Origin of the sequence: Marinobacter sp. es.042 (genome assembly GCF_900188315.1) — a bacterium.
In the GTDB taxonomy this organism is placed as follows: Bacteria; Pseudomonadota; Gammaproteobacteria; order Pseudomonadales; family Oleiphilaceae; genus Marinobacter.
Genome location: NZ_LT897781.1, coordinates 1910182 through 1934991, shown reverse-complemented (window position 1 = coordinate 1934991; position 24810 = coordinate 1910182). Strand labels below are relative to the sequence as shown.

Below are 24810 nucleotides of genomic sequence, written 5' to 3'. Positions count from 1 at the left end.
TCGTGAACGATAAATCCCCTTTTCTGTTTTCACAGAAAGCAACACTGTTGTTCTGACGGACGGTGGTGGGGGTATCTTTTCTGGCGGGAAAAAATGTCTGAGCGAAGCGAGTTGTTTTTCCCAGAAGAAAAGGTACCCCCACTGCCGGCCATCCCCCAAGGCAGAAGTCTCACCATCCCAGAAAGCCTGACTTGATATCAGTCATGCGGCCAATCCCATGATTTGCTAGCCTTCAATGCATTGAAATTCCCCGGCATTGGAGAAAGACCCCACGTGCGAAAGCGCCACGAGTTTATTGAGGAATCCCGCAAACAGTGGAGTTCCGAGCCTGCGTTTGTTGCTTCGATGGCCGCAGCGGCTGTGGGGCTCGGGAACCTGTGGCGGTTTCCGTACATGGTGGGGGAGAACGGTGGTGGCGCCTTTGTGGTGGCTTATCTGCTGGCGCTGATTGTGGTGGTTTTGCCCATCATGATTCTGGAAGTGTCGGCCGGCCGGCTTTCCAAGGGCAGTACGGTTCAGACCTACCGGCAGGTGAACCGCTTTGGCGTGATTTATGGCTGGTTTGTGGTGCTGATCACCATGGCCATTACCAGCTATTATCTGGTGATTACCGGCTGGACACTGGGGTATGCGGTGGATGCCGCAACGGATGATCTCCGGGTGTTCGGGGATTTTACCGCCGGGTATAACTCGCTCTGGTATTTCTTCGCCGTGACCGTGCTGGGGGCTATCATCCTCGCCAAGGATGTGACGGCCATTGAGATGATGTCGAAGATTCTGATGCCGGTGCTGATCATTGTAATGGTTGGCCTGGTGATCTTCGCCAGTCGCACACCCGGTTGGGAGCAGACCAAGGATTTCTTTTTCCAGGTGGACTGGAGCCGTCTGGCAGACGGCAAGCTCTGGGCGTTTGCCTTCGGTCAGGCGTTCTACACCCTGGCGATTGGCCAGGGCTACCTCGTGACCTACGGCAGCTTTATTCCCCGGCAGACCCACGTGCCCCGGGCCTGTCTGATTGTTGCAGGTACCGAGACCAGTGTGGCGCTGCTGGCGGGCTGGATGATCTTTCCGTTTGTGTTCAGCCTGGGTATGGAGCCGACGGAGGGCAGTCAGCTGGCGTTTGTGACCATGCCGCGGGTGTTCGAGGATATGGTTGGCGGCTATTGGGTCGGTACGCTGTTTTTCAGCCTTTTCTTTATGGCGGCATTCAGTTCAAGCCTGGCCGGGCTGAAGGTGATGATCGCCGCGGTGGCGGAGGAGTTTCGGCTCAGCAATGGCAAGGCCGTCAGTCTTGTCACCCTGGTCATGCTTGTTTTGGGTACGGCTTCGGCGTTGAGTTTTACACCGCTGGAATGGAACATCGCCGGTGATCCGGTGCTGGATGTGATTGACCGGGTTGCCGGCGGCAATGTGATCATCTTCTCCGGCGTCTTGGGGGCGGCCATGTTCTGCTGGTTTATCCCACCAGAAAAGATACGGACAGTGCTGGGTACCCAGAGCCGCTGGTGGGAATGGCGGATGTATCTGGTCGGCCGCTACCTGCCACTGGTGATGCTGCTCTGGATTGTCGTGACTTACGCCCTGAACCAGGTGGGCATTACTCCGGCCTGACCTGAAACTCTCTCGGTTCGATCTTCAGCTTTTTCAGGCGCGAGGTCAGCGTGGTTGGTTTGATGCCCAGCATGGCGGCCGCGCCGTCATCACCAAAGACCCGGCCGCTGCTCATAATCAGGGCCCGAGTCAGGTTCTGTTTTTCCAGCTCCCGCAATTCCTGTTCCGTCATTAATTCGCCGCTGTAATGCCGTGCCGGGGGCGCTTCTGCTGTGGTGGTCCGGGCCGCGGATTCCGGCCCCGGCAGGTCCAGATCCAGCCTGCCGTCGGCGGTGATCACCTGTCGTTCGATGACGTTCTCCAGCTCCCGCACGTTGCCGGGCCAGTGGTAGGCTTTCAGGGTTTCAACGTCGCGCTCTTTCAGTGCGAGCAGCGGCCGATTGAACTTCTGGCACGCCCGGTTAAGAAATTCCTGGGCAAGGATGGGGATGTCTTCCAGGCGCCGGCGCAGTGGAACGGATTCAATCGGGAAGACGTTCAGGCGGAAGTAGAGATCCTCCCGGAAGGTTTTTTCCTGAACTTCCGATTTCAGGTCCCGATTGGTGGCGGCAATCACCCGAACATCCACCGCCCGGGTGCGGTTCTCGCCCACGCGCTCGAATTGCTGATCCTGCAAAACCCGGAGCAGTTTGCCCTGAAGTTCTAGTGGAATTTCGCCCACTTCGTCCAGGAACAGGGTGCCGCCATCGGCCAGTTCAAACCGACCGACCCGGTCGCTGACGGCGCCGGTGAAGGCACCCTTTATGTGGCCGAAGAACTCGCTCTCGAACAGGTCTTTGGGGATGGCTGCGCAGTTCACCCGAATCAGGGGGCGGTCTCTGCGGCTGCTGGACTGATGGATGGCACGGGCGATCAGCTCCTTGCCTGTGCCGGATTCACCGGTGATCAGAACGTTGGCATCGGTGGGCGCCACCATGCCGATGCGTCGCACGATGGCTTTGATCGCCTCGCTCTGGCCAAAGATTTCGTGGAAATGATACTCGGCGCTGAGCTCCTCCTGTAGATAGGCATTCTCCATTTCCAGCCGGTGTTTAAGGGTCTCCACTTCCTCCAGCGCTTTCTGCAGTTCTCTCTGGGCCTCCTGCCTTGCCGATATGTCCCGGAACACCACTACGGCACCCACCGGATGCCCGTTGTCCAGAATCGGCGTGCTGGTGTATTCAACCGGGAAGCCGCTGCCATCCTTGCGCCAGAACCAGTCTTCGCCCACGCGTTTCACGCTGGCATCGCGGAAGGCGGCGTATATCGGGCAGTCCTTGAGTGGGTAAAGGCTGCCATCGGCATGGGAGTGGTGCACCACGCGATGCAGCACCCGCCCCATAAGCTCGTCAATTCGCCATCCCAGCATGCGCTCGGCGGCGGGGTTTGCGAAGGTGCCGCGCCCCTCGGCATCCACCCCGTAGATGCCTTCGCCGACAGCATGAAGAATCAGCTGGTTTTCCCGCTCCATGTCCTTGAACAGCTCTTCCACCCGCCGCCATTCAAGCAGGCCGCCCCGATGGTAGTGGTTGGCATCGTGGCGTTCCCGAAGGGTCCGCAGCTGGCGTCTGTCCCTCAGTAACAGCAGCACGTTCTGGGTTTCCGCCTCGCCAACTCTGGATGAGGAGATCTCCAGTTCCATGTTGTGGCCGTCCCGGTGCTGAAGAAAGAAGTCGCGGCTCCAGCCATGGCTGCGAAACAGGGTTTCCTCGGTGAAGGCAATCAGTTGGGGTCGCTGGTCGGTGAACAGGTGGGTGCATGGCGTTCCGATGAGGGATTGCCGGTCGGAGCCGATCATTCGGCCCATGGCACTGTTGGCGGACAGAATCAGGTCCCTGCCTGCATCTACCAACAGCGCAGCCTCTGGCAGGTGGTCGATCCAGTTTCCGGTAAGTTCTGGAGCATTGATGGCTTCGGTATTCATGGCGATGTCCTAGGGGCAGTCCGGGAAAACAAAACAAACCCTGTGCCAACTACGAAAAATCGCAGTAAAGACTACGAGAAATCGTGTAATACGAAAGTTCGTAGTCGTTCTGGTTGTAGGTATTTGAGTTTTATTTTCATAAAAACAGGTAGTTAAAAAAATAACCGGACTTGGCACAAACCCTGCGATACCTATTTCAGAACGTGGAGCCGACCCGACCATTTCCAGCATCGGGCCCGAGCCGCACCTTTGTTGCACCGTGAGAGTGCAGAAATAACCCAAAACTTAGGTCCCAAACCCAGGAGAGTGCGCCATGACTACGAAAAGCCTTGGAAATCCATTTGACGGTGACAAGTCCCTGATTCATGCCAAGACCTGCGGCTGCCCCGAGTGCAAACCCGGCGACAGCACCCCGTCGATTTCCCTTGATCTCAAGCCCTCTGCCGGCCAGCAGGCAGTTGCTGACGAGCATCTGGATTCAGAAGCGATGATGGATCGCGCCATCGAAGGCGCGGTGGTGCGCTCGGTGTTTGGTCACAACGAACACAGCCGGCGCGCCTTCATGAAAATGATGGGCGCGGGCACTGCAGCGGCGGTTCTGGGCAGCGTGTTCCCCATGGAGAAGGCCAAGGCCGCGGTAAAGGAATCCCTGGGCAAGCTTGAGAAGACCAAGCTGAACGTTGGTTTTGTGCCGATCACCTGCGCCACGCCTATCATCATGGCCCACCCGATGGGCTTTTATGAGCGTTACGGCCTGGATGTGACCGTTACCAAGACCGCAGGTTGGGCGGTGGCCCGGGACAAGTCCCTGGCTGGCGAATACGACGCCTCACATATGCTTACTCCGATGCCCCTGGCCATGACCATGGGCGCGGGCTCCACACCGGAGCCGTTCATCATGCCGGCGGTTGAGAACATCAATGGCCAGGCCATCGTGCTGCACGTCGACCACAAGGACAAGCGGGACCCGAAACAGTGGAAAGGCTTCAAATTCGGCGTGCCGTTCGAGTACTCCATGCACAACTTCCTGTTGCGCTACTACCTGGCCGAGAACGGTATCGACCCCGACAAAGACGTGCAGATCCGAGTGGTTCCGCCACCCGAGATGGTTGCTAACCTCCGCGCCGGTAACCTCGATGGCTACCTGTCACCGGATCCGTTCAACCAGCGTGCTGTTTGGGAAAAGGTGGGCTTCATCCACATGCTGACCAAAGACATATGGGAAGGCCACCCGTGCTGCGCCTTTGCCTGCAGCAAGCAGTTTGCGACCCAGAACCCGAACACCTACGGCGCCCTGCTGCGAGCCATCATCGATGCCACTCAGTACTCGAACAATCCGGATAACCGGAAGGAAATCTCCGAAGCCATTGCGCCGAAGAACTACCTGAACCAACCGGTACCGGTGATTCAGCAGGTGCTGACCGGCTACTACGCCGATGGACTTGGCGAGGTGAAAAACGTGCCGGACCGCATCGACTTCGACCCGTTCCCGTGGCACTCCATGGGCGTGTGGATCCTCACCCAGATGAAGCGCTGGGGTTATATCGAGGGTGATGTGGACTACAAAGGCATTGCCGAGCAGGTCTACCTGGCGAGCGAGACCGGCAAGATCATGGAAGAACTGGGTTACACCGCTCCGGACAAGACTTACAAGACCCATACCATCATGGGCAAGACGTTCGATTCTGATCGTGCAGAAGAGTACGCGCGCAGCTTCGACATCGGGAGGGTGTAACAATGGCTTCCCTGAACGTCCGGGCAGCACTGCTGTCGGTTTCGTTCCTGATTCTGGCCCTGGGGCTCTGGGAAATGGCAACCCAGCCCCCGGAGGCCCAGACAGGACTGACCGAATACGAAATGCTGATGGGTGGTGTCGAGCAGGAATCCCGGGTACCGCCACCCTCGGCGGTGATCAAGCTGGCCTGGGCGGAGTTGTCCGATCCGTTCTATGACGCCGGCGCCAACGACAAGGGTATCGGCATCCAGCTGGCCTATTCGGTGTACCGGGTATTGACCGGCTACCTGGCGGCCATGGCCATTGCGCTGCCCGTCGGGTTCCTGATCGGCATGTCGCCGCTGATGTATAAGGCTTTGAATCCTTACATCCAGGTACTGCGGCCGATCTCGCCGCTGGCCTGGATGCCCCTGGCCCTGTTCATCATCCAGGACTCTGATGCCTCGGCGATCTTCGTGATCTTCATCTGCTCGATCTGGCCCATGTTGCTGAACACGGCCTTCGGCGTGGCCAACGTGAGGCAGGACTGGGTCAACGTGGCACGCACCCACGAACTCGGGCCTCTGCGTACCGCCATCACGGTGATCCTGCCGGCCGCTGCACCGACGATCCTGACCGGTATGCGGATCTCGATCGGCATCGCCTGGCTGGTCATCGTGGCCGCGGAAATGCTCGTGGGCGGCACCGGCATTGGCTACTACGTGTGGAACGAATGGAACAACCTGGATCTGGCCAGTGTGATTTTCTCCATCCTGATGATCGGGGTGGTGGGCATGCTGCTCGACCTGGCCCTGGGCAAGGCCCAGAAACTGGTGGAATACAAAGAATGAGCGGTCCGGCACCGGTTACCGGTGTCGGCCTCAACCCTCCGAACGGAGATCTGTTATGACTAAATCATTCCTGGAAGTAGATGGCTTGTCCAAAGTCTATCCGGACGGCCAGGGCGGCGAGCTTACCGTCTTCGAGGATATCCGCTTTGCCCTGGAGAAAGGCGAGTTTGTTTGCATCATCGGCCACTCCGGTTGCGGCAAATCCACCATCCTGAACGTACTGGCGGGCCTGGACGAAGCCAGCGCCGGCAACGTGGTGATGAACGGCAAGGAAATCAAAGGCCCCGGCCTTGAGCGCGGCGTGGTGTTCCAGAACTACAGCCTGCTGCCCTGGAAAACCACCCTGAACAACATCGTCTTCGCCGTACGCGCCCGCTGGCCCGAGTGGTCCAAGGAAAAGGTGAAAGAGCACAGCGAGCGCTATCTGAAGATGGTAGGCCTGGACCACGCACTGAATCGGAAGCCGTCCCAGCTGTCCGGCGGCATGCGCCAGCGGGTAAGTATCGCCCGGGCCTTCGCCACCCAGCCGGAACTCCTGCTGCTGGATGAACCGTTCGGTGCGCTCGATGCGCTCACCCGGGGCGTGATTCAGGACGAACTGGTGAAAATCTGGGAAGAAACCCGCCAGACCGTGTTCATGATCACCCACGATGTGGACGAAGCGATCCTGTTGTCCGACCGCATTTTCCTGATGTCCAACGGCCCCAATGCCCGCATCGCCGAAAGCGTGAAAGTGGACATTCCGCACCCGCGGGCCCGGGCCACCATTTTCCAGAACCCGGCCTATCACAAGACCCGGGACTACCTGGTGGACTTCCTGGTCAACCGCAGCGGCTCGGCCCTGCCGGAAAAAGACGGTACCCCGAAAATCGTGGAACCCGCCCAAGGCGTTGCCCAGTCAGGGCCGGCGTCTGACGAATCTGAAACCGAATCCGAAACTGCCGCCCGTGCGGTGAATGCCTGACGTCAAAACCGAAGAGAGGAAACAGCCATGATGAACAAAGAACTGATGACCGCAAAAATCCTGGAAGCCAAAGTTTCCAAGGGTATGACCTGGGAATCCATCGCCGAAACCATCGGCATGTCTCCGGTATTCACCACCTCAGCAGCCCTGGGGATGAACAGCCTCACTGAAGACAAGGCCTTCGCCCTGTGCGAAATCCTCGGTCTTGATAAGCCGGTGGCAGAGGCCCTGCAGGTATGCCCCAAGAAAGCCTGGGACGGTGCCGTTCCGCAGGATCCGCTGATCTATCGTTTGTACGAAGTGGTGGGTGTTTACGGCGACACCATGAAAGAACTGATCCACGAAAAATTCGGCGACGGCATCATGAGTGCCATCGATTTCACCATGGACATCGAGAAGGAAGAGAATCCGAAAGGCGACCGTGTCGTGGTTACCATGAACGGGAAATTCCTGCCTTACAAAGCCTGGTAATCCCAGGTCGTGTAACCTCGGAGGTCCCGTCCTTGTAGCCTGTTGGTTGAGGGGCGGGCCTGCGGGGTGGCAGGTGGAGTTTTACTTGGAAAAAGCAACTCGCTTCGCTCAGACATCTTTTTCCGGCGAAAAATCCACCTACCACCCCGCGCCGACGTCCAACGCAGGTTCATCGGCTTAAAGACGTTGTGTTTTCTCTTTTCTGCAGAAATATCGTTTCTGCCCGTCGGTAGGGGGTGGGGGTATCTTTTCTGACAGGGAAAAGATGTCTGAGCGCAGCGAGTTATTTTCCCCGAAGAAAAGATACCCCCACCCCCGTACCTGCCCGCCAAATCTCAGGCTACGAAAAGACTATGCCGCCAAAACCTCAGGCCGAACGAGAACGAGCGACAGAACCAGCCGCGAGGGCAACCTCGGCAACGGTGTGAAGCTTCTCCAGTTGCGACTGCAACATGGCAATCGGCCGCGTGCCCTCCAGCGTCAGCGCGATGTTCAGATGCTCGCCGGCGGTTTCCACCGCCATGGTGGCAATCCGGAACCCGCGGATTCGGACTACCTGGCAGAGCCGCTCCAGGGCGGCGGCTTCCTGGGTCATTCGGCAGTTGATGGTGTAGCTGGGTGTCGAAGGTTGGCTCTGCGGGTTCATGCAACTTGCTCCTTGCTGGTTTTGGCGGTGCGGGCGGTTTCGTCGATCATGTCGGTGTTGCTGGCGCCGGGTTTTACGATGGGCCATACGTTTTCTTCACGGCTGATGGCAACGTGCAGCAGCATCGGGCCGTTGTAGGCCAGGATGGTTTCGATGCCTCGGCGGATCTGGTCGGTCCGTTCGATGTGCAGGGCCGGGATGTCGAAGGCCCGGGCCATGGCAACGAAGTCCGGATTGTCGTCCAGGTTTATCTGGCTTTCCCGGTTGTTGTAGAACAGCTCCTGCTGCTGGCGGACCATGCCGAGGCACTGATTGTCCATGACGATCAGTTTCACCGGCAGGTTGTAACGGCGGATGGTGGCCAGTTCCTGGGCGTTCATCATGAACGAGCCATCACCGGTTAAGTTGATGACGGTGCTGTTGCGATCCGCAAACTGGGCGCCGATGGCAGCTGGCAGGCCGAAGCCCATGGTGCCGAGGCCGCCGCTGGTCAGGTGATGGCGTGGGTGATCGAAGTCGTAGTGCTGGGCTACCCACATCTGGTGCTGGCCAACGTCGCAGGCAATTACGGTGTCGTCTGGGGCAATCCGGGAGAGTTGGCGGATAAACGCTGGGCCGGTAATCTGGGCCAGGGGCTCTTCGTTGTCGGCGGCGTGGAAGCCGCCTGTGGTGTACCAGGTGCGGCACTGTTTCTGCCATTCGCTGATGGCGAGCGGGTCGGCCTGCAAGGCGCCCGCCAATGATTTCAGGATGTGGTTCAGATCACCACGGACGGCAAGATCGGCATCGCGCAATTTGTTGATCTCGGCGGCGTCGGCATCAATGTGGATCATCCTGGCGTTGGGTGCAAAGCTGTCCAGTTTGCCTGTGGCGCGATCGTCCAGGCGGGCGCCGATGACCAGCAGCAGGTCGCACTCGTCGACGGCCTTATTGGCGGCCCGGGAGCCGTGCATGCCCAGCATGCCGAGGTTGTAGGGGTTGTGTTTGCCGGGGTTGCCAATGCCCTTGAGCGTGACAACCGCCGGCAGGGCTGAGGACTCCGCAAAGGCCCGGAAGCTCTCCTCGGCGTGGGCCAGGCTGATACCTCCCCCACTGTAGAGCAGGGGCTTGCGAGCGGCGCGCAGCATCGCCAGGGCTTCCTTGAGGTCTGGCGAAGCCGGCTCAGAGGGCTGAGCCCGGGGGAAGGGCGCATCGGCCACGTCGCTCAGCAACAGGTCCTTGGGGATATCAATCCAGACCGGTCCGGGGCGGCCGCTCTGGGCCAGCTCGATCGCCTCTTCCATGATGGCGGGCAGGCTGTCCGCATCGTCGATCAGATAGCTGTGTTTAACGATGCCCAGGGTCATGCCCAGTACGTCGGTTTCCTGGAAGGCGTCGGTGCCGATAAGGCCAGACGGCACCTGGCCGGTGATGACCAGCATGGGAATGGAGTCCCGGTGGGCATTGGCAACACCGGTGATCAGGTTGGTGGCGCCGGGGCCGGAGGTGGCAATGCACACGCCCAGCTTGCCGCTGGCCCGGGCATAGCCATCGGCCGCCAGGGCGCATCCCTGCTCGTGGCGGCACAGCACGTGCTCCACGCCCACATCGTCCACCAGCGCGTCGTAAAGCGGCATGATGCAGCCGCCCGGATACCCGAAAACCGTGCTTATGTTATGGCGGTGGAACGCTTCAAGAATGTGCTGTGCGCCGTTCATGGTCGTTTTTCCCTTTTCTTTTGCCGTAAAAAAAGAAACCCCCGGGACCTTTCGGTGCCGGGGGTTTCTGGTGTCTTGTCAGGTTTGTCGCTATTTCACCCGCTTGTCCACGCAGAAGCCCCCGGACGGTACCACGACCACCAGGACTAGCTTCACAAGGACAATCACTGCGTTGAGATTCATAAAATCGACAGTCTGCTCTGAATTCGTAAAAAGATTCTGTGTAGAATCTACCCCACGTTTTTAGCCGGATGCAACCGTTAATTGCCGGTTTTTTCTGCCACCCTTGATTCAGGAACAGTGAGCATTCAATGACGAAAGCAAAATGGGGTTCTCTCGGACTGTCACTTCTGATCGTGATTGCGCTGGTGATCTGGATGGCGACTGGCGAGGTGAAGGTGGCCAGTGACGAGGCGCCAGGGCGCCAGGACAGCGGCGATGACCAGCTCACGACCGTGCAGGTGGAGACCCTGTCGGCACGGCTCCACGAGCCAGGCCTGATGTTGCAGGGCCAGCTGGAGCCCTGGAGTTCGGTGATGTTGGGCGCCCAGGTGCCCGGGCGGGTGGAGTCCCTGGCAGTGGGGCTTGGAGAGCAGGTCCGGGAAGGGCAGACATTGCTTACGATTGCCGATGAAGGAAGGAGTGCAGCCGTTTTGCGCTGGCAGTCCCGGGTCCGGAAACTGGAGGCGGACCTTTCAGCCGCTCGCCGGCTGCGTGCCAGCAATCTTGCGGCGGAATCCGAAGTGCTGACGCTTGAAAGCGAACTGGCTGCGGCCAATGCCGAGCTGACCAGCGCCCGCCAGGCAATCAGTCACCTGACCCCGGAAGCGCCTTTCGACGGCACCATTAATCGCAAGTCGGTGGACACCGGCGATCTGGTGCAGGTGGGGTCACCTTTGTTTCAGCTTGTGAGGGTGGATCGCCTGAAAGCCACAGCGCAGATTCCCCAGCAGTCGGTGGGTGATGTGGCAACGGGCCAGGCGGTTCGCGTGGATTTGCTGGATGGTAGCCGTCTTTCCGGCGTGGTGACCTTTGTCGCCAGCGCCGCCTCTCCTGAAACCCGGAGTTTTGCCGTGGAAATCGCGGTTGAGAATCCGGATCGCAAACGAGTGGCTGGCGGCAGCGCCAGCCTGCGGGTGGCACTGCCCGAGGTTAAGGCCATGTTTATCTCGCCTGCCTATTTGTCACTGGGTGACGACGGTCTTCCCGGAGTGAAGTACGTGAACGGCGAGAACCGTGTCGAGTTCGGTGAAGTGAAACTGCTGAGCGTGTCTACCGATGGTGCCTGGGTGACCGGCTTGCCGGATGAGATCCGCCTGATTACCCGGGGCGGTGGGTTCGTGAGCACCGGTGAGCAGGTCGTACCGGTCGACGCCGCTGAAGACAGGGGCTAGACCGCATGCGCGCACTGATCTTTGCCGCCATCGACCGCAGCCGGACTACCTTACTGACCCTGCTGTTCCTGATTCTCGGGGGTATTGCGGCGTTTCAGACCATCCCCAAGGAAGCCAACCCCGACGTCACCATTCCGATGATCTATGTCTCCATGACCCTGGACGGAATCAGCCCGGAGGACGCCGAGCGCCTTCTTGTTCGTCCCATGGAGCAGGAATTGCGTTCCCTGGAAGGTATCAAGGAAATGCGGGGTACGGCCTCGGAAGGGCATGCCTCGGTGATGCTGGAGTTCGATGCCGGATTTGATCCGGACAAAGCGCTGCAGGATGTTCGCGAGAAAGTGGATACGGCTCGCACGAAGCTGCCCCAGGAAGCAGATGAACCTAGGGTGAACGAAATCAACGTGTCCTTGTTCCCGGTGTTGTCTGTCGGTCTGTCGGGGCCACTGTCGGAGCGCGAGCTGATCACCATCGCCCGCCGGTTCCAGGATGCCATCGAGTCCATTCCGGAAGTCCTTGAGGTGGATATTGGCGGCGATCGGGAAGACCTGCTGGAAATCGTTGTCGATCCCCAGGTTCTGGAGAGCTACGGCATCGATTTTGACCAGTTGGCGTCCCTCGTTACCCGCAACAACCAGCTGGTCGCTGCAGGCTCCCTCGATACCGGCAACGGCCGCATGGCCCTGAAAGTGCCCGGCGTGATCGAGACTATCGAGGATGTGATGTCCATGCCGGTGAAGGTGGATGACGACACGGTCGTTACCTTTGGCGACGTGGCCATGCTCCAACGCACCTTCAAGGATCCGACCGGTTTTGCCCGCATCAATGGCGAGCCGGCGCTGGTGCTGGAGGTGTCCAAGCGCTCGGGCGCCAACATTATCGAGACCATTGCCCAGGTTCGCGAATTGATCGATCAGGCCAGGCCTCAGCTGCCGGACTCGCTGGAAATCCGCTACATCATGGATCAGTCCGAGGAAGTGCGCGATATCCTCAGTGATCTGCTGAACAATGTCCTTACCGCCATCGTGCTCGTTCTGATTGTGGTGATCGCCGCCATGGGACCTCGTTCTGCGGTGATGGTCGGGCTGACCATTCCGGGCGCGTTTCTGACCGGCATCCTGGTGATCTGGAGCATGGGGCTCACGCTCAATATCGTGGTGCTGTTCAGCCTGATTCTGGTGGCGGGCATGCTGGTGGATGGCGCCATCGTGGTCTCGGAGCTGGCGGACCGGAACCTGTCGGAAGGGCAGACGGTCAAGCACGCCTGGGCCGAGGCGGCCAGCCGTATGGCCTGGCCCATTATTGCCTCTACGGCAACCACGTTGGCGGTGTTCGTGCCGTTGCTGTTCTGGCCGGGCGTGGTGGGGGAATTCATGAAGTTTTTGCCACTCACGGTGATCATCTGCCTGATTGCTTCCCTGGCCATGGCGCTCGTGTTCCTGCCCGTACTGGGTAGCACCAGCGGCGGGCGCCGGGCGCGGCAGGGGCATTCTGCGGGGCGCCTCATGCAGGGCTACAGGCAGGTGCTCGCGTTGCTACTTCGTTCGCCGGGGCTGACGTTGATTGGTGTGCTGTGCGTGATCGCCGTGATCTACGCCGCGTACGCCCGCTTCAACTATGGGGTTGAGTTCTTCCCCAGTGTGGAGCCGGATTCCGCCCAGGTTCAGGTGAGGGCGAGGGGCGATCTGTCGGTGTGGGAGCGGGATGCCATTGTGCGTGAAGTGGAGCAGCGGTTGCGTGGCATGCCCGAGGTGAAGGCCCTGTACGCCCGCTCAATGGTACAGACCAGCTCGCAACTGGCGCCAGATGTAATCGGCGTTCTGCAATTCCAGTTTACTGATTGGTTCACCCGGCGACCGGCCAGTGCGATTCTCGAGGATTTCCGCGACATGACCTCCGATATCGCGGGCGTTGAGCTGGAATTCCGCAAACAGGAAGGTGGACCTGCCGAAGGCAAACCGATAGAGCTGCAGGTGAGCAGCCGCGAAGCGAACAGTCTCAATGGCTACGTGGACGAAATCAAAGACCGCATGCGGGAGCTCGGTGGCTTCGTGGACATCGAAGACGACCGCAGCCTTCCGGGCATCGAGTGGCGGTTACAGGTTGACCGGGAAGCCGCGGCCCGCTTCGGTACCGATGTGCTGGGGATCGGCAGTGCCGTGCGTCTGGTGACCAACGGGTTGAAACTGGCCACCTATCGCCCGGAAGACGTGCGGGATGAAGTGGACATCGTGGTGCGCGTGCCGAACAACTGGCGGGAACTGGATCATCTGCAGCGCCAGACCATTCATACCTCCCGGGGCCAGGTGCCGCTCTCTGAATTCGTCGATCTTCGCCCGGGCGACAAAACCAACAGTATTGTCCGGGTGGATGGCCAGCGCACGGTAACCATCAAATCCGATCTGGCTCAGGATCGCCGCGTGGATGAGCTGCTGCGGGCCCTGCAGGCCGAGATGCCGGAACCGCCAGAGGGAATTTCGGTGAAGTTTGCCGGCGAGAACGAGGATCAGCAGCAGGCATCCAACTTCCTTGCGACGGCCTTCCTGGTGGCCATCGGTCTCATGCTGTTGATACTGGTGACCCAGTTCAATTCGTTGTACCAGACCTTCCTGATTCTCTCGGCGATTGTGCTCTCCACCGCCGGGGTGCTGCTTGGCCTTCTGGTAAACGGTCAGTCGTTCGGCATTGTGATGGTGGGAATGGGTACGATTGCCCTGGCAGGCATCGTGGTAAACAACAACATCATTCTGATCGATACCTACAACCAGATGCGCAAGGACGGTGTTGAGGCCTACGAGGCCGCCCTGGAAACCGGTTGCCTTCGCCTGAGGCCGGTGCTGCTGACGGCCATCACCACCGTGCTGGGGTTGATGCCCATGGTCCTCAGCGTCAATGTGGACCTGCTGAGCCCCTCCCTGGGCCTTGGTGCGCCATCGACCCAGTGGTGGACCCAGCTGTCCAGTGCCATCGCGGGAGGATTGGCGTTTGCTACGGTGCTGACGCTTTTGCTCACACCTGCATTGCTGGTGCTGGGTAACCGGGCCGGTCAGGCTTTCGGTAGGCTGACCGCGAGGTTCAGAAACGCTTGATGCCCATGCAGAATCCACTGAGTGTTCTTTACCGGGACGATCACCTTCTCATCGTCCACAAGCCAGCCGGGCTGCTGGTGCACCGGAGCCCCATCGACAGGCATGAAACAGAGTTTGCCCTGCAATATGCCCGGGCGCTTAACGGAGGGCAGCATGTTTACCCGGTGCACCGCCTGGACCGTCCAACCTCCGGCATTCTGGTGTTTGCCAGGGACAGCGATACGGCCCGCTCACTCGGCCTGGCGATGATGGCCGGTGAAGTGGCGAAAACCTATCTTGCGATGGTGCGTGGCTGGCCGCCGGAACACGGGGAGATTGATCATCCCTTGCGAGAGGAACCGGAGGATCGACGGCTGAAAGGCGAAGAGCAGCCGGTGCGGGACGCTCTCACTTATTACCGCACGCTGGCGACGACGGAGATACCGGTCGAGATCGAGAAATACCCGAGCAGTCGGTACGCCGTTGTTGAACTGAACCCGAAAACCGGCCGAAAGCACCAGTTGCGCAGGCACATGAAACACATCAATCACCCGATCATTGGCGATGCCAATCACGGCCGGGGCCGCCACAATCGCTATTTTGCAGAGCGATTCGGCCAGGGGCGGTTGATGCTGGCCGCAACCCGGATGGCATTCCGACACCCGGTTTCGGGTAAACCACTGACCATTAGCGCCGCGCCGGAGGCGAGTTTTCTGGAGGTGTTATCGTTATTTCCGGGATTTGACGTGCAGTATCACTCGGAAAAATAGCGCTTGATAAACTCTGGGTAGGGAAGCGGTTTACTGTAACGGTAGCCCTGAAGGTAGTCGCAGCCTTTCTCGAGCAGCCAGCTTTCATGGGCTTCGCTCTCCACACCTTCTGCAACGACAGAAAGGCCAAGCCCCCTGGCCAGGCCAATGATCGACAGGGTGATAGCGCAATCGTTTTCGTCATCCGGGAGGTTGTTGATGAACGAGCGGTCGATCTTGATTCGGGAGAAGGGCAGGCTTTTGAGCCGCGACAGCGATGAGTACCCGGTGCCAAAATCGTCGATAGCGAGCTCGGCGCCGGCGTGCACCAGCTGTTCCAGAACCCGACCGATGACACCGAAATCACCCTGGATGGAGTCTTCGGTCACCTCAAACTGCAGGGCACTGACCGGCATGCCCTGGTTACCGCAGATCTCTTTTACCAGCTCTGGCAATTCTGGGACCAATATCTGCTCTGCCGACAGGTTGACTGATATCGTTGGTAATGGCGTATTCCGGTCTCTTGCCTCACGCCAGTGCGCGCAGACGTTTTTGAGCACACAGGCGCCCAGCTCATACATCAGCCCCGCGCTGCGCGCCACGTCCAGAAATTCAATCGGTGACAGCCAGCCACGTTGCGGGTGCTGCCAGCGAACCAGGGCCTCGGCGCTTTCCAGCTGTGTTCCCGTGCGGTCCATGATTGGCTGGTAGAAGACATCAAGGCCGCTGGTTCTGAGTGTTTCCCGCAGCTCGTTTTCGAGCGCAAACCGGGAGCGGGCTGTCATCTGAATTTCCGAATCGAACAGGGTCGAACGGTCCCCGCCCTGCCGCTTCGCGTGATACATCGCAGCCTCTGCACCTCTGAGCAGTTCTTCTGACTCATGGCAATCGCCCGGGAAGTGACAGATGCCCACACTGGCACTGACATTGAGATCCTGATCGGAAACCCGGATCGACTGGCGAATACGGCTGTGGATCTCCCGGATCACCTCGTCCAGAAAGCTCGGCTGGGTGTAGTTGCGAATAACCAGGGCAAATTCATCCCCTCCAATGCGCGCCAGAAAGTCCTTGCCCGCCAACTGGATTTCTTTCAGGCGCTGTCCGATATCGGCGATGACCTGATCCCCCGCCTGAGGGCCAAGGCCATCGTTGATGGTTTTCAGGCGGTCAACGTCAATCCAGAGCAGTGCAAGACTGCCGGTGCCCCGGCCTTTGATCTTGCGCACCAGGTGGTTCAGCCGGTCGCGCAGTGAATCAATGTTGGCGAGTCCGGTAAGAGAATCGTAGCGACTGACGTATTCCAGCGCCCGCTTGGATCTCAGCCATGCCTCGTGAGTGTTCATCAGACTTATGGTGTCTGCAATGGCAGCTGACAGAGAAATGTCCGGGACTGACCAGTCACGGCGCACACTTGACTCCAGGCAAACAACCCCGCTGAGTTGTTCGCCGTCGAAAATCGGCGCGTCTAACATGGAATGGATGTTCTGCACGGACAGATAATCGCGGTCGAAGGAACGGGTACGGATATCACTGCGGGCGTCGTCTACCGCAATCACCCGTTCTTCGGTGATGGCGCGGAAGTACTCCGGGTGGTCTGAGCGGAACAGGTTGAACGCTTCGCCATTCTGCACGGCGCAGCTGTTGCGACCGGGCAGCTCCTCGTCGTGCAGCCACTCACAGGTGATCCGGTCCCGTTCCGGAGGGAAAAGCCAGACACTTGCCCGTTTCACGCCCAACAGCCGGGTGCACAGCTCCATTAGGGCTGCCAGCTTCCGGGGGCGGGGCATCTCGATAAAGCTGGTATTGTGGCTCAGCTCCATCAGTGCCTTGTGGTGGGTCACGAGGACTTCACTGTCACGCATGGCCGGGCTCAATAAATTGTCCTTCTTAGCGGCACGAACGGCCTTCGCTCTCGGTTTGGGATACTTGATCAGGTTACGTTTAAGTTCTTTAAAGAATATGGCAGCTGTTTTTATAAGTGTCCAACTTCAAACGGGATTGGCCAGTGAGTCCCTGGTGTTTTGTTCCCCACTGCCAAGATGGTTCCGGTTGAAATCGCAAAGCAGCGGCCAGGGATGGTTGGCTTCCAGGGTGAAGGCGATATCCAACAGCGTGCGTTCGCCTCCGTGGCGCCCCATAAACTGAACGGACACGGGCAGTCGATCGGCTGTGTGGCCCATGGGCAGCGAGATTGCCGGCGCGCCCGTGGCGTTTGCCAGAGGTGTGAAGCCCACATATTCGCGCAGCCGTTCGAACAGGGTGCCAAAAGGCACATCGGGGCTCAGGTGGCCAAGGGCGGGTGTGGTGTGGCCAAGTACCGGCGTGAGCACGGCATCAAAGCCCGCCATGGCATGTGCATAGTCATGCCAGGAACGCTTGAGCCGCCAGAGCGCGGTTGGCAGACGCCAGAACTGTCGCCGGAACATCCTGTCGAGGCCGTTGGTTAGGCCGTCTGTTTTGTGTTTGTCGAAGGCCGGGTGAAGCAGTTTCCTGCCGTTGGCCCTGATTCCAAAGGCAAGCAGTGCCCAGTAAAGCGCAAAGTCATCAGGGAAGGCGCTGTGCACCGGAACGGGAACAGGCTCAATTCGGTGGCCCATTTTTTCCAGCCTGAGCGCCGTTTCTTCGACGGTCCGTCGGGTGATGTCATCGGTTTTGTGACCGTTGATGGAATCCAGCACCAGTCCGATTCTCAACGGGCGACCGGAAGGGCCTTCCATTCTTCCAATCGCCGGCAGGCCGGGATTGCGGAAATAGGTCTCGGCCTGCCCGAAAAAATTGGCGGTATCCCGTACCGAGCGCGTCACCACCCCCTCGCTAATAATGTTGATGGGCAGGGAGGCCGCCGCCTCGTTGTCTATCAATCGTCCTCGTGTGGGCTTAAGGCCGACCAGGCCGCAGCAGGCGGCCGGAATCCGTATGGAGCCTCCGCCGTCATTCGCGTGGGCAACGGGTACCACGCCGGCCGCCACCAGAGCCGCTGAACCGCCTGAGGAGGCTCCGGAGGAATAGGCCAGGTTCCACGGGTTACGGGTTGCCGGCGCGTGTGCAGGCTCGGTTGTGGCGTTGAATCCGAATTCCGGCAGGGTGCTTTTACCCAGACACAGAAAACCCTGGGCAAGCAACTGACGGGCAAATGGACTGGTATCGGATGCAGGAACGCTGGGCACGGCCAGGGAGCCGTGCCGTGTGGTCATGCCCGACACGTTGGTGTTGTCTTTGATAAGTGTTGGAACACCGCGGAACAGGGGAAAGGAACCGGTCTGGTCGGCGACATCAAGCTGTGAAGCAGTCCGGATCGCCTGGTCGTAATTCGCCGAGGCCAGACCGTGAATGAGCGGTTCGACCGCCTGTGCGCGAGCGATAGCGGCTTGAGTGAGTTCGGTGATCGATATTTCCCGGCGGCGGACCCTTTCGGCAAGGGCAGTGGCGTCATCGCAACCTATCGCGTCGTTGCTGAAACTGTGGCAGGACTGCGGGGCGCTCATGACCAGACTCTCCTTGAAAGTGATTCAACGACTCTACTGCATTTAAAAACGTGATGATATGTCATTTTAGGTAGGGTGAGTGGTCGGCGGCCATCACAGGGCCTTTTCACAGACCTCTTCAGATAATAAGCTGTTGGCCTGAAAACCTCGTAAGCGATCCTGATGGAATTTATTGAACCCCTGGTGCGCCACTTTCTTGGCATTTTCTTTTTGATGATCGGTCTGCAGTTCGCTGGCCGAAGCCTCGGCCTTTATCAGAGAATGCGCTTTTCGCACATTAACTATGGTGAGCGGGGGAGTGCGCCCTGGTGGCACCGGCAAACCTTTAATGTGTTTAGGGCGTTCATTCTGGGCGTCTGCGTGGTGCGGATTTTTGCGGATATCGACTCCTGGCTGGGCGTGTTCGGCCCGCTCTATGTATGGCCGATTTTGCTGGTTGGCATGCTCCTCCTGATTGGCTCATTTACTACCGTGAATTACCTGCAGGCCTACATGCATGAGGACTGGCGCTCTGGTATCGATCCTCGGAAGGATGAGCGCAAACTGCTCACAGGCGGGCCATTTGGCCGCTCCCGTAATCCCCTGTTCCTGGCTGTGATGGCTGGTCAGCTTGGTTTTTTCCTGGCCTTGCCCAGTGTGTTTTCCCTGGTATGCCTGGTGGCCGGTGTGCTGGTGATCACCCGCCAGGCCCGAGAGGAGGAGAAGGCGCTGGCGGATAAATTTGGCGAGGACTACGAGCGTTATCGCGTGCGGGTACCGCGCTGGTTCTGACCCGGTAACGGCAGAGGGCCTTACGCAGATTTTTTCCGGGCTTCCTTGATCACATCGTAGGCATGACTGATCTCGCGGGTGCGTTCCTCCGCCATCTCCCGCATGCTTTCTGGCAATCCCCGGCCCGCGAGTTTATCCGGGTGGTTCTCGCTCATCAGCTTACGGTAGGCCTTCTTGAGCTCATCATCACTGGCGGAAGGCGATACCCCAAGAACCTTGTAGGCATCGCTGATCTGATCAGCGGAGGAGGGCTGGCCCGCACCGGCCCGGTTGGTGTGGGCCCCACGGAGCATGGCTTCCAGCTGGTCCACCTGGCTCTCCGGTAGCCCCAGCCCACGGGCGATTTTTACCAGCATTTCGTGTTCGGCCGGGTGTACCTTGCCGTCCGCAGCTACGGCCGATACCTGAACCTGCAGGAACATCTGGAGAAACGCGGGTTGGCGTCCGCTGGCCTGGAGGAACCGGTTTAGCTCGGCATCCAGGTCGAAATCCGGCTCTTTACCACGGTTGAAGGCGGTTTTGGCCTTGGCTTTCTGTTCTTCATTCAGGCGGAAGCGAACGAACATGGCCTCGGCCATCTGGATTTCATCCTTGGATATCACGCCGTCTGCCTTGCATAGGGCACCCATCACCGCAAAAACCGATTCAATAAAACCGGACTGAATGCTCTGGAGCTTGCCAATCAGGCGGCGCTTGAGAAGGTTCAAGAGAAAGGCGCCAATCGCCGCACCGATGAGAAAGCCCGGGAATTTGCCAAAGGCGTAGCCAATCAGACCGCCGATTATGATTGCAAACAGCATTAAAAAGTCCTTAACAGGAATGAATCAGCCCATAGAATATACGTGTTTTTCAGCCCGGCTTCATGAACAGGCTTTCATCAACCTTTGAAAAAGCCTCGTAAGCTATTAAGTTGAGTCATTTATGAGGGGGCAGTAGTCATGACCCAAGACCTGTTTTCTAGCCTGCCACCGGAACAGACAGTCGAGCCTCTGATGGATGGCGCGGTGGTGCTGCGGCAGTTCGCGCTCCCGAACGCCGAATCACTCATGGCCGGCATTGAGACGGTTACCTCAGAAGCGCCGTTCAGACACATGAAGACCCCCGGTGGCCATGCCATGTCTGCCGCCATGAGCTGCTGCGGGGATCTTGGCTGGGTTACCGATAGCCGGGGTTACCGGTATCAGGCGCACGATCCGGAGTCCGGCCGGCCATGGCCCGCCATGCCTGCGGCTTTCCGGGAACTGGCCAGAAGCGCCGCCGAAACCGCTGGTTTTGAGGGATTTGAACCGGACGCCTGTCTGATCAACCGATACCAGCCCGGGGCAAAAATGGGGCTGCATCAGGACAAGGACGAGCAGGACTTCACGCAGCCCATCGTGTCGGTTTCTCTGGGCCTGCCGATGGTGTTCCAGTTTGGTGGTCTCAAACGCAGCGAGCGCCCCATCCGCGTGCCACTTGCCCATGGTGACGTTGTGGTCTGGGGCGGCCCGTCCCGGATGCGATATCACGGCGTGCTGACCCTCAAAGCTGGGGATCACCCGCTGACGGGCGGGTACCGTTACAATCTGACGTTCCGTCGGGCCAGATAAGGACTTACTGCAGCCAGGCGACCAGAAGCCCGGCTGCCAGAGAGAGCACCATTGGCACCCCTACCAGCAGCCCGATCTGGCGGTTGCCGACAAACCCGGCCAGTGCGGACTTCACCAGGTTGTTGGTGGCCGCGGCGATCACAATGCCGATGACTGCTGTGCCCATGGCCAGGCTGTTGTTGGACATGCGGGTCAGGGAGAGGGTAATTGCGTCCACATCCGCGATACCCGAGGTGGCTGCCAAGACATAGATGCCCGCATCACCCAGCCAGTTGCCGAGGAACTCGCCCATCAGCAGGATGGCTGTGAGCAACGCGCCAAAAACCAGGGCCGAGGTTAAATCCAGCGGGTTCTGGTTGAGGGTTGGTTGGCTTACCTGGAGTTCTCGTTCATTTTTTCGCCAGATAAACAGCGCGGGCCCGTAGAGCAGGGCGGTCATCACAAGCACGGGCCAGATCAGACTGGGCAACAGATCGGGATTGATCACCAGGCAATAAACCAGGATGCGGGGGAACATGGTGCCGCAGGCAATCAGGATACCGGTGGCGAACTGGGCGTTGAGCTGCGGAGTTTTCGAGGCCTGGCGGGCAAAGTGCAGGGTGAGGGCAGTGGACGAGCTCAACCCGGCGAACAGACTGGTGAACAGGATGCCTTTGCGGGTACCGGCGACCCGTATGGCGAAATAGCCGACAAAGGAAATGGAGGCAATCATCACCACCATCCACCAGATTTCCCTGGGGTTGAGAACGCCGCCAGGGCCCATCTTTTCGTTCGGCAATAACGGCAGCATGACCACGGAAATCAGCAGCAGTTTTAGAGCGGCATCCAGTTCATGTTCCTTCAGTTTGTTCACCCAGCCATGAATTTCCTGCTTGTTGTCCAGGATGATGGCGGTCACGACAGCGGCTGCTGTGGCGATAACCGGGTCTACAGCCACCGCCACTGCTCCGAAACAGAAGGTCAGAACCATGCCAACCAAGCCTGTGATACTGAAGTTGCGGATATGCTCCAGGCGTTCGCTGTAGGCCACGATGGCCATTGCCACCACACTGACCAGGAGCACGGGAAATGCCCACTCCGTGATTTCCCGGGCCAGTAACGCGGAAATACCGCCAAGCAGCCCCACCAGAGCAAAGGTGCGGATACCGGCAATCCGCTCGCCGGATTTCTGTTCCCGCGCGTCCCAGCCCCGCTCGAGGCCGATGATGGCGCCAAGCAGAAGAGCAACGGCGAGATTCAGGGTGGTCTGGTTTCCAGCGAGAAACTGGGCGGCAACGTCGTCCATGGGGCGATGCAAGCTCCTGTAAATCAATGATGTTCTGATAATAGCAGTAGAGGGCGCCGGTCGTTAGACGTCTAAGAACTTACCGCTAGCGACCTTACTTTCCTGTAAGGGGGCTGATAAGCTTCGCGACCTTTGAATTCGTAGCAAGCTGGAACCCCGAAATCATGGTGAATTCCCTTAAAGCCAACTGGCTTTCGAACATTCGTGGCGATGTGCTCGCCGGTATCGTTGTGGCGCTGGCACTGATTCCCGAGGCCATTGCCTTCTCGATCATTGCAGGAGTCGATCCCAAGGTGGGGCTGTATGCCTCCTTCTGTATTGCCGTGATCATCGCTTTCGTGGGCGGGCGCCCCGGGATGATTTCTGCCGCAACCGCAGCCATGGCGGTGTTGATGGTGACGCTGGTGAAAGAGCATGGCCTGCAGTACCTGCTGGCCGCAACCCTGATGACAGGCGTGCTGCAGCTGATTGCCGGTTATCTGAAGCTTGGCAGCCTGATGCGCTTCGTGTCTCGCTCGGTGGTGACCGGTTTCGTGAACGCCCTGGCCATTCTCATCTTTATGGCACAGTTGCCCGAGCTGACCAACGTCACCTGGCACGTTTACGCAATGACAGCCGCGGGTCTGGGAATTATCTATCTGTTTCCCCTGCTACCCGTTGTGGGCAAGGTTCTGCCTTCGCCCCTGGTGTGCATCGTCGTTCTGACGGCCGTTGCCGTGTTTACCGGAATGGACATCCGGACGGTTGGGGACATGGGCGATCTGCCGGATACCCTGCCCGTATTCCTGTGGCCGGACGTGCCTCTGAACCTGGAAACCCTGATGATCATCCTGCCGTACTCGATTCCGCTGGCCATTGTGGGGCTGTTGGAATCCATGATGACGGCCACCATCGTGGACGACCTGACAGATACCACCAGTGACCGCAACCGGGAATGCAAGGGGCAGGGCATTGCCAACATCGGCTCTGGCCTGATCGGCGGTATGGCCGGCTGCGCCATGATCGGCCAGTCTATCATCAATGTGAAATCCGGCGGCCGGACCCGGCTTTCCACCCTGACGGCTGGTCTCTTCCTGCTGGTTATGGTGCTGCTACTGGATAGCGTGTTGGTCCAGATTCCCATGGCGGCCCTGGTGGCGGTGATGATCATGGTGTCGATTGGAACCTTCTCCTGGGATTCGATTCGCAATCTGCGTGAGCATCCGCTTTCCACCAACATCGTGATGCTGGTAACCGTTGTTGTTGTGGTTGCCACCCATAACCTCGCCTATGGCGTGCTGGCCGGCGTGCTGCTGGCGGCGTTGTTCTTTGCCAACAAGGTGGGCCACTACATGCTGGTCACCTCCGAACTGGATGAAACCACTGACACCCGCACCTATCGCGTTGTGGGTCAGGTGTTCTTCAGTTCCTCGGAAAAATTCATGGAATCCTTTGATTTCAAGGAAGCAGTCGATAATGTGGTGATCGACCTGAGTCGCGCGCACTTCTGGGATATTACGGCGGTGGGCGCCCTGGACAAGGCGGTGATCAAATTCCGCCGGGAAGGCTCGGAGGTTGAAGTTATCGGGCTGAATGAAGCCAGTGCCACGATCGTTGACCGCTTTGGTGTGCACGACAAGCCGGACGCCGTTGACCAGCTGATGGGACACTGACATGACACAGACCAGGGAATCCAACAGCGATCGCAGTCAGAATAAAAATCACAAGGATCATGAAGGCGAGGTTGAGATGTTACGAGTAGTTGCCTGTATTGATGGCTCCCAGGCCGCTCCCGCAGTTTGCGATTACGCCAGCTGGGCCAGCAAGCACATGGAAACGCCCATGATGCTGTTGCACGTGCTTGATGAAGAGCGTTATCCGGCAGAGCCGGATCTGGCCGGAAGCATCGGCCTTGGCAGTCGTGAACAGTTGCTGGAGGACCTCGCAGAGCTGGATCGAAAACGCGCCAAACTGGCCCTCGAACACGGGCATCACATGCTGGATGAAGCCCAAAGGCGGGTTGGCGAAGCGGGCATCTCCGACGTGGTGCAGAGACAGCGACATGGGGACCTGACCGAGTCCCTGCTGGCGCTGGAGAATCAGACCCGGCTGCTGGTCATGGGGCTGCACGGTGAGAGCAGCTCGGAGCGTGACACCCACATTGGCAGCCAGCTGGAGACGGTGATTCGCAGCATGCATCGCCCGATTCTCCTGGTGCCGGATGAGTACACCCAGCCTCGCAGTGCCATGCTGGCATTCGACGGCAGTGCCACGGCCTTCAAGGGTGTGGAATTGCTGGCCGGCAGCCCGGTTCTCAAAGGCATGCCACTGCATCTGGTGATGGTTGGAGCGGATACCAATGACCGTTGGGAACAGCTCAAAAAAGCCGAGAAAATGCTGGCTGGGCTGGAATCCGAGATCACTCTGGCGATCCGCGCCGGTGATGTCGAGCCCACATTGCACGCCTACCAGGAAGAGCATGATATCGACATTCTGGTGATGGGCGCCTACGGGCACTCCCGTATCCGCCAGTTCCTCGTGGGCAGCACCACCACCACGATGCTCAAGACTGCTCAAAAACCTCTGGTTGTGCTTCGTTAAATCTCATCAGCCAGCAAAGCTATCGTCGCACG

At 59.0% G+C, this 24810-nt stretch carries 19 protein-coding genes; 12 read left to right on the top strand and 7 right to left on the bottom strand.

What is annotated here, in order from left to right; translation table 11 throughout:
• Nucleotides 1–273 precede the first annotated feature (273 nt).
• On the top strand, nucleotides 274–1611 hold the full coding sequence (locus CFB02_RS09050) for a sodium-dependent transporter (protein WP_088557737.1): 1338 nt from the start codon (nucleotides 274–276) through the stop codon (nucleotides 1609–1611).
• Here the strand turns inward: CFB02_RS09050 and CFB02_RS09045 are convergent.
• Complete coding sequence (locus CFB02_RS09045; protein WP_088557736.1) at nucleotides 1598–3514, bottom strand: sigma 54-interacting transcriptional regulator; 1917 nt, start codon at nucleotides 3512–3514, stop codon at nucleotides 1598–1600. The genes CFB02_RS09050 and CFB02_RS09045 overlap by 14 nt on opposite strands.
• A 313-nt stretch (nucleotides 3515–3827) precedes the next feature.
• Here CFB02_RS09045 and CFB02_RS09040 point away from each other — a divergent pair, with 313 nt between their 5' ends.
• From CFB02_RS09040 to cynS, 4 genes are read left to right on the top strand one after another with little or no spacing between them, the layout of a single operon-like run.
• The gene (locus CFB02_RS09040) at nucleotides 3828–5249 is read left to right on the top strand and encodes an ABC transporter substrate-binding protein (RefSeq protein WP_088557735.1); all 1422 of its coding nucleotides are present in this window, start codon (nucleotides 3828–3830) and stop codon (nucleotides 5247–5249) included.
• A gap of 2 nt (nucleotides 5250–5251) precedes the next feature.
• Nucleotides 5252–6079, top strand: a complete 828-nt coding sequence (gene ntrB, locus CFB02_RS09035; RefSeq protein ID WP_008170590.1) for a nitrate ABC transporter permease — start codon at nucleotides 5252–5254, stop codon at nucleotides 6077–6079.
• Between the two features lie 55 nt (nucleotides 6080–6134).
• Entirely contained in the window at nucleotides 6135–7043 is a 909-nt protein-coding gene (locus CFB02_RS09030) for an ABC transporter ATP-binding protein (RefSeq protein WP_088557734.1), read from the top strand.
• Between the two features lie 27 nt (nucleotides 7044–7070).
• Complete coding sequence (gene cynS / locus CFB02_RS09025) at nucleotides 7071–7514, top strand: cyanase (RefSeq protein WP_012138527.1); 444 nt, start codon at nucleotides 7071–7073, stop codon at nucleotides 7512–7514.
• Nucleotides 7515–7881: 367 nt separating this feature from the next.
• Here the strand turns inward: cynS and CFB02_RS09020 are convergent, their stop codons facing one another.
• Nucleotides 7882–8160: an ACT domain-containing protein gene (locus CFB02_RS09020; RefSeq protein WP_088557733.1), complete on the bottom strand. Its 279-nt coding sequence runs from the start codon at nucleotides 8158–8160 to the stop codon at nucleotides 7882–7884.
• Nucleotides 8157–9857 carry an acetolactate synthase 2 catalytic subunit gene (gene ilvG, locus CFB02_RS09015; protein WP_088557732.1) on the bottom strand — a complete coding sequence of 567 codons (1701 nt, stop codon included), beginning with the start codon at nucleotides 9855–9857 and terminating at the stop codon, nucleotides 8157–8159. Before ilvG ends, CFB02_RS09020 begins: the two co-directional genes overlap by 4 nt.
• A gap of 311 nt (nucleotides 9858–10168) precedes the next feature.
• On the opposite strand from ilvG, the gene CFB02_RS09010 reads away from it, so the two are divergent.
• Genes CFB02_RS09010 through CFB02_RS09000 form a run of 3 tightly spaced genes read left to right on the top strand, consistent with a single transcriptional unit; the run spans nucleotide 10169 to nucleotide 15089 of the window.
• Complete coding sequence (locus CFB02_RS09010; RefSeq protein WP_088557731.1) at nucleotides 10169–11251, top strand: efflux RND transporter periplasmic adaptor subunit; 1083 nt, start codon at nucleotides 10169–10171, stop codon at nucleotides 11249–11251.
• Nucleotides 11252–11256: 5 nt separating this feature from the next.
• On the top strand, nucleotides 11257–14340 hold the full coding sequence (locus CFB02_RS09005; protein ID WP_088557730.1) for an efflux RND transporter permease subunit: 3084 nt from the start codon (nucleotides 11257–11259) through the stop codon (nucleotides 14338–14340).
• A gap of 5 nt (nucleotides 14341–14345) precedes the next feature.
• Nucleotides 14346–15089 carry a pseudouridine synthase gene (locus CFB02_RS09000; protein ID WP_088559202.1) on the top strand — a complete coding sequence of 248 codons (744 nt, stop codon included), beginning with the start codon at nucleotides 14346–14348 and terminating at the stop codon, nucleotides 15087–15089.
• Here CFB02_RS09000 and CFB02_RS08995 read toward each other — a convergent pair.
• Together CFB02_RS08995 and CFB02_RS08990 are read right to left on the bottom strand one after the other, a co-directional pair.
• Entirely contained in the window at nucleotides 15074–16930 is a 1857-nt protein-coding gene (locus CFB02_RS08995) for a putative bifunctional diguanylate cyclase/phosphodiesterase (protein WP_088557729.1), read from the bottom strand. The two genes, CFB02_RS09000 and CFB02_RS08995, sit on opposite strands and share 16 nt — an antisense overlap.
• 126 nt (nucleotides 16931–17056) lie before the next feature.
• Complete coding sequence (locus CFB02_RS08990) at nucleotides 17057–18553, bottom strand: amidase (RefSeq protein ID WP_088557728.1); 1497 nt, start codon at nucleotides 18551–18553, stop codon at nucleotides 17057–17059.
• Nucleotides 18554–18715: 162 nt separating this feature from the next.
• Between CFB02_RS08990 and CFB02_RS08985 the strand changes: the two genes are divergently transcribed.
• Nucleotides 18716–19324, top strand: coding sequence for a methyltransferase family protein (locus tag CFB02_RS08985; RefSeq protein WP_088557727.1), 609 nt, complete (start codon nucleotides 18716–18718; stop codon nucleotides 19322–19324).
• Nucleotides 19325–19344: 20 nt separating this feature from the next.
• On the opposite strand, the gene djlA is transcribed toward CFB02_RS08985, so the two are convergent.
• The gene (gene djlA, locus CFB02_RS08980; RefSeq protein WP_088557726.1) at nucleotides 19345–20124 is read right to left on the bottom strand and encodes a co-chaperone DjlA; all 780 of its coding nucleotides are present in this window, start codon (nucleotides 20122–20124) and stop codon (nucleotides 19345–19347) included.
• 138 nt (nucleotides 20125–20262) lie between these two features.
• Here djlA and alkB point away from each other — a divergent pair, with 138 nt between their 5' ends.
• On the top strand, nucleotides 20263–20913 hold the full coding sequence (alkB, locus tag CFB02_RS08975) for a DNA oxidative demethylase AlkB (RefSeq protein ID WP_088557725.1): 651 nt from the start codon (nucleotides 20263–20265) through the stop codon (nucleotides 20911–20913).
• 4 nt (nucleotides 20914–20917) lie between these two features.
• Here alkB and CFB02_RS08970 read toward each other — a convergent pair whose 3' ends face one another.
• The gene (locus tag CFB02_RS08970; RefSeq protein WP_088557724.1) at nucleotides 20918–22198 is read right to left on the bottom strand and encodes an MgtC/SapB family protein; all 1281 of its coding nucleotides are present in this window, start codon (nucleotides 22196–22198) and stop codon (nucleotides 20918–20920) included.
• 164 nt (nucleotides 22199–22362) lie between these two features.
• Here CFB02_RS08970 and CFB02_RS08965 point away from each other — a divergent pair, with 164 nt between their 5' ends.
• A complete protein-coding gene (locus CFB02_RS08965; RefSeq protein WP_088557723.1) occupies nucleotides 22363–23850 on the top strand; it encodes a SulP family inorganic anion transporter in 1488 nt (495 codons plus the stop codon).
• Nucleotide 23851: 1 nt separating this feature from the next.
• A complete protein-coding gene (locus CFB02_RS08960; protein ID WP_088557722.1) occupies nucleotides 23852–24778 on the top strand; it encodes a universal stress protein in 927 nt (308 codons plus the stop codon).
• Nucleotides 24779–24810 lie beyond the last annotated feature (32 nt).

What these genes read in the sequence shown, in the direction of transcription:
- cynS (WP_012138527.1), top strand. Translation starts at nt 7,071, where the DNA reads ATGATGAACAAAGAACTGATGACCGCAAAAATCCTGGAAGCCAAAGTT.
- CFB02_RS08960 (WP_088557722.1), top strand. Translation starts at nt 23,852, where the DNA reads ATGACACAGACCAGGGAATCCAACAGCGATCGCAGTCAGAATAAAAAT.
- CFB02_RS09005 (WP_088557730.1), top strand. Translation starts at nt 11,257, where the DNA reads ATGCGCGCACTGATCTTTGCCGCCATCGACCGCAGCCGGACTACCTTA.
- CFB02_RS08970 (WP_088557724.1), bottom strand. Translation starts at nt 22,198, where the DNA reads ATGGACGACGTTGCCGCCCAGTTTCTCGCTGGAAACCAGACCACCCTG.
- CFB02_RS08995 (WP_088557729.1), bottom strand. Translation starts at nt 16,930, where the DNA reads ATGCGTGACAGTGAAGTCCTCGTGACCCACCACAAGGCACTGATGGAG.
- CFB02_RS09020 (WP_088557733.1), bottom strand. Translation starts at nt 8,160, where the DNA reads ATGAACCCGCAGAGCCAACCTTCGACACCCAGCTACACCATCAACTGC.
- CFB02_RS09040 (WP_088557735.1), top strand. Translation starts at nt 3,828, where the DNA reads ATGACTACGAAAAGCCTTGGAAATCCATTTGACGGTGACAAGTCCCTG.
- alkB (WP_088557725.1), top strand. Translation starts at nt 20,263, where the DNA reads ATGACCCAAGACCTGTTTTCTAGCCTGCCACCGGAACAGACAGTCGAG.
- CFB02_RS08985 (WP_088557727.1), top strand. Translation starts at nt 18,716, where the DNA reads ATGGAATTTATTGAACCCCTGGTGCGCCACTTTCTTGGCATTTTCTTT.
- CFB02_RS08990 (WP_088557728.1), bottom strand. Translation starts at nt 18,553, where the DNA reads ATGAGCGCCCCGCAGTCCTGCCACAGTTTCAGCAACGACGCGATAGGT.
- ntrB (WP_008170590.1), top strand. Translation starts at nt 5,252, where the DNA reads ATGGCTTCCCTGAACGTCCGGGCAGCACTGCTGTCGGTTTCGTTCCTG.
- ilvG (WP_088557732.1), bottom strand. Translation starts at nt 9,857, where the DNA reads ATGAACGGCGCACAGCACATTCTTGAAGCGTTCCACCGCCATAACATA.
- CFB02_RS09030 (WP_088557734.1), top strand. Translation starts at nt 6,135, where the DNA reads ATGACTAAATCATTCCTGGAAGTAGATGGCTTGTCCAAAGTCTATCCG.
- CFB02_RS08965 (WP_088557723.1), top strand. Translation starts at nt 22,363, where the DNA reads ATGGTGAATTCCCTTAAAGCCAACTGGCTTTCGAACATTCGTGGCGAT.
- CFB02_RS09010 (WP_088557731.1), top strand. Translation starts at nt 10,169, where the DNA reads ATGACGAAAGCAAAATGGGGTTCTCTCGGACTGTCACTTCTGATCGTG.
- CFB02_RS09045 (WP_088557736.1), bottom strand. Translation starts at nt 3,514, where the DNA reads ATGAATACCGAAGCCATCAATGCTCCAGAACTTACCGGAAACTGGATC.
- CFB02_RS09000 (WP_088559202.1), top strand. Translation starts at nt 14,346, where the DNA reads ATGCAGAATCCACTGAGTGTTCTTTACCGGGACGATCACCTTCTCATC.
- djlA (WP_088557726.1), bottom strand. Translation starts at nt 20,124, where the DNA reads ATGCTGTTTGCAATCATAATCGGCGGTCTGATTGGCTACGCCTTTGGC.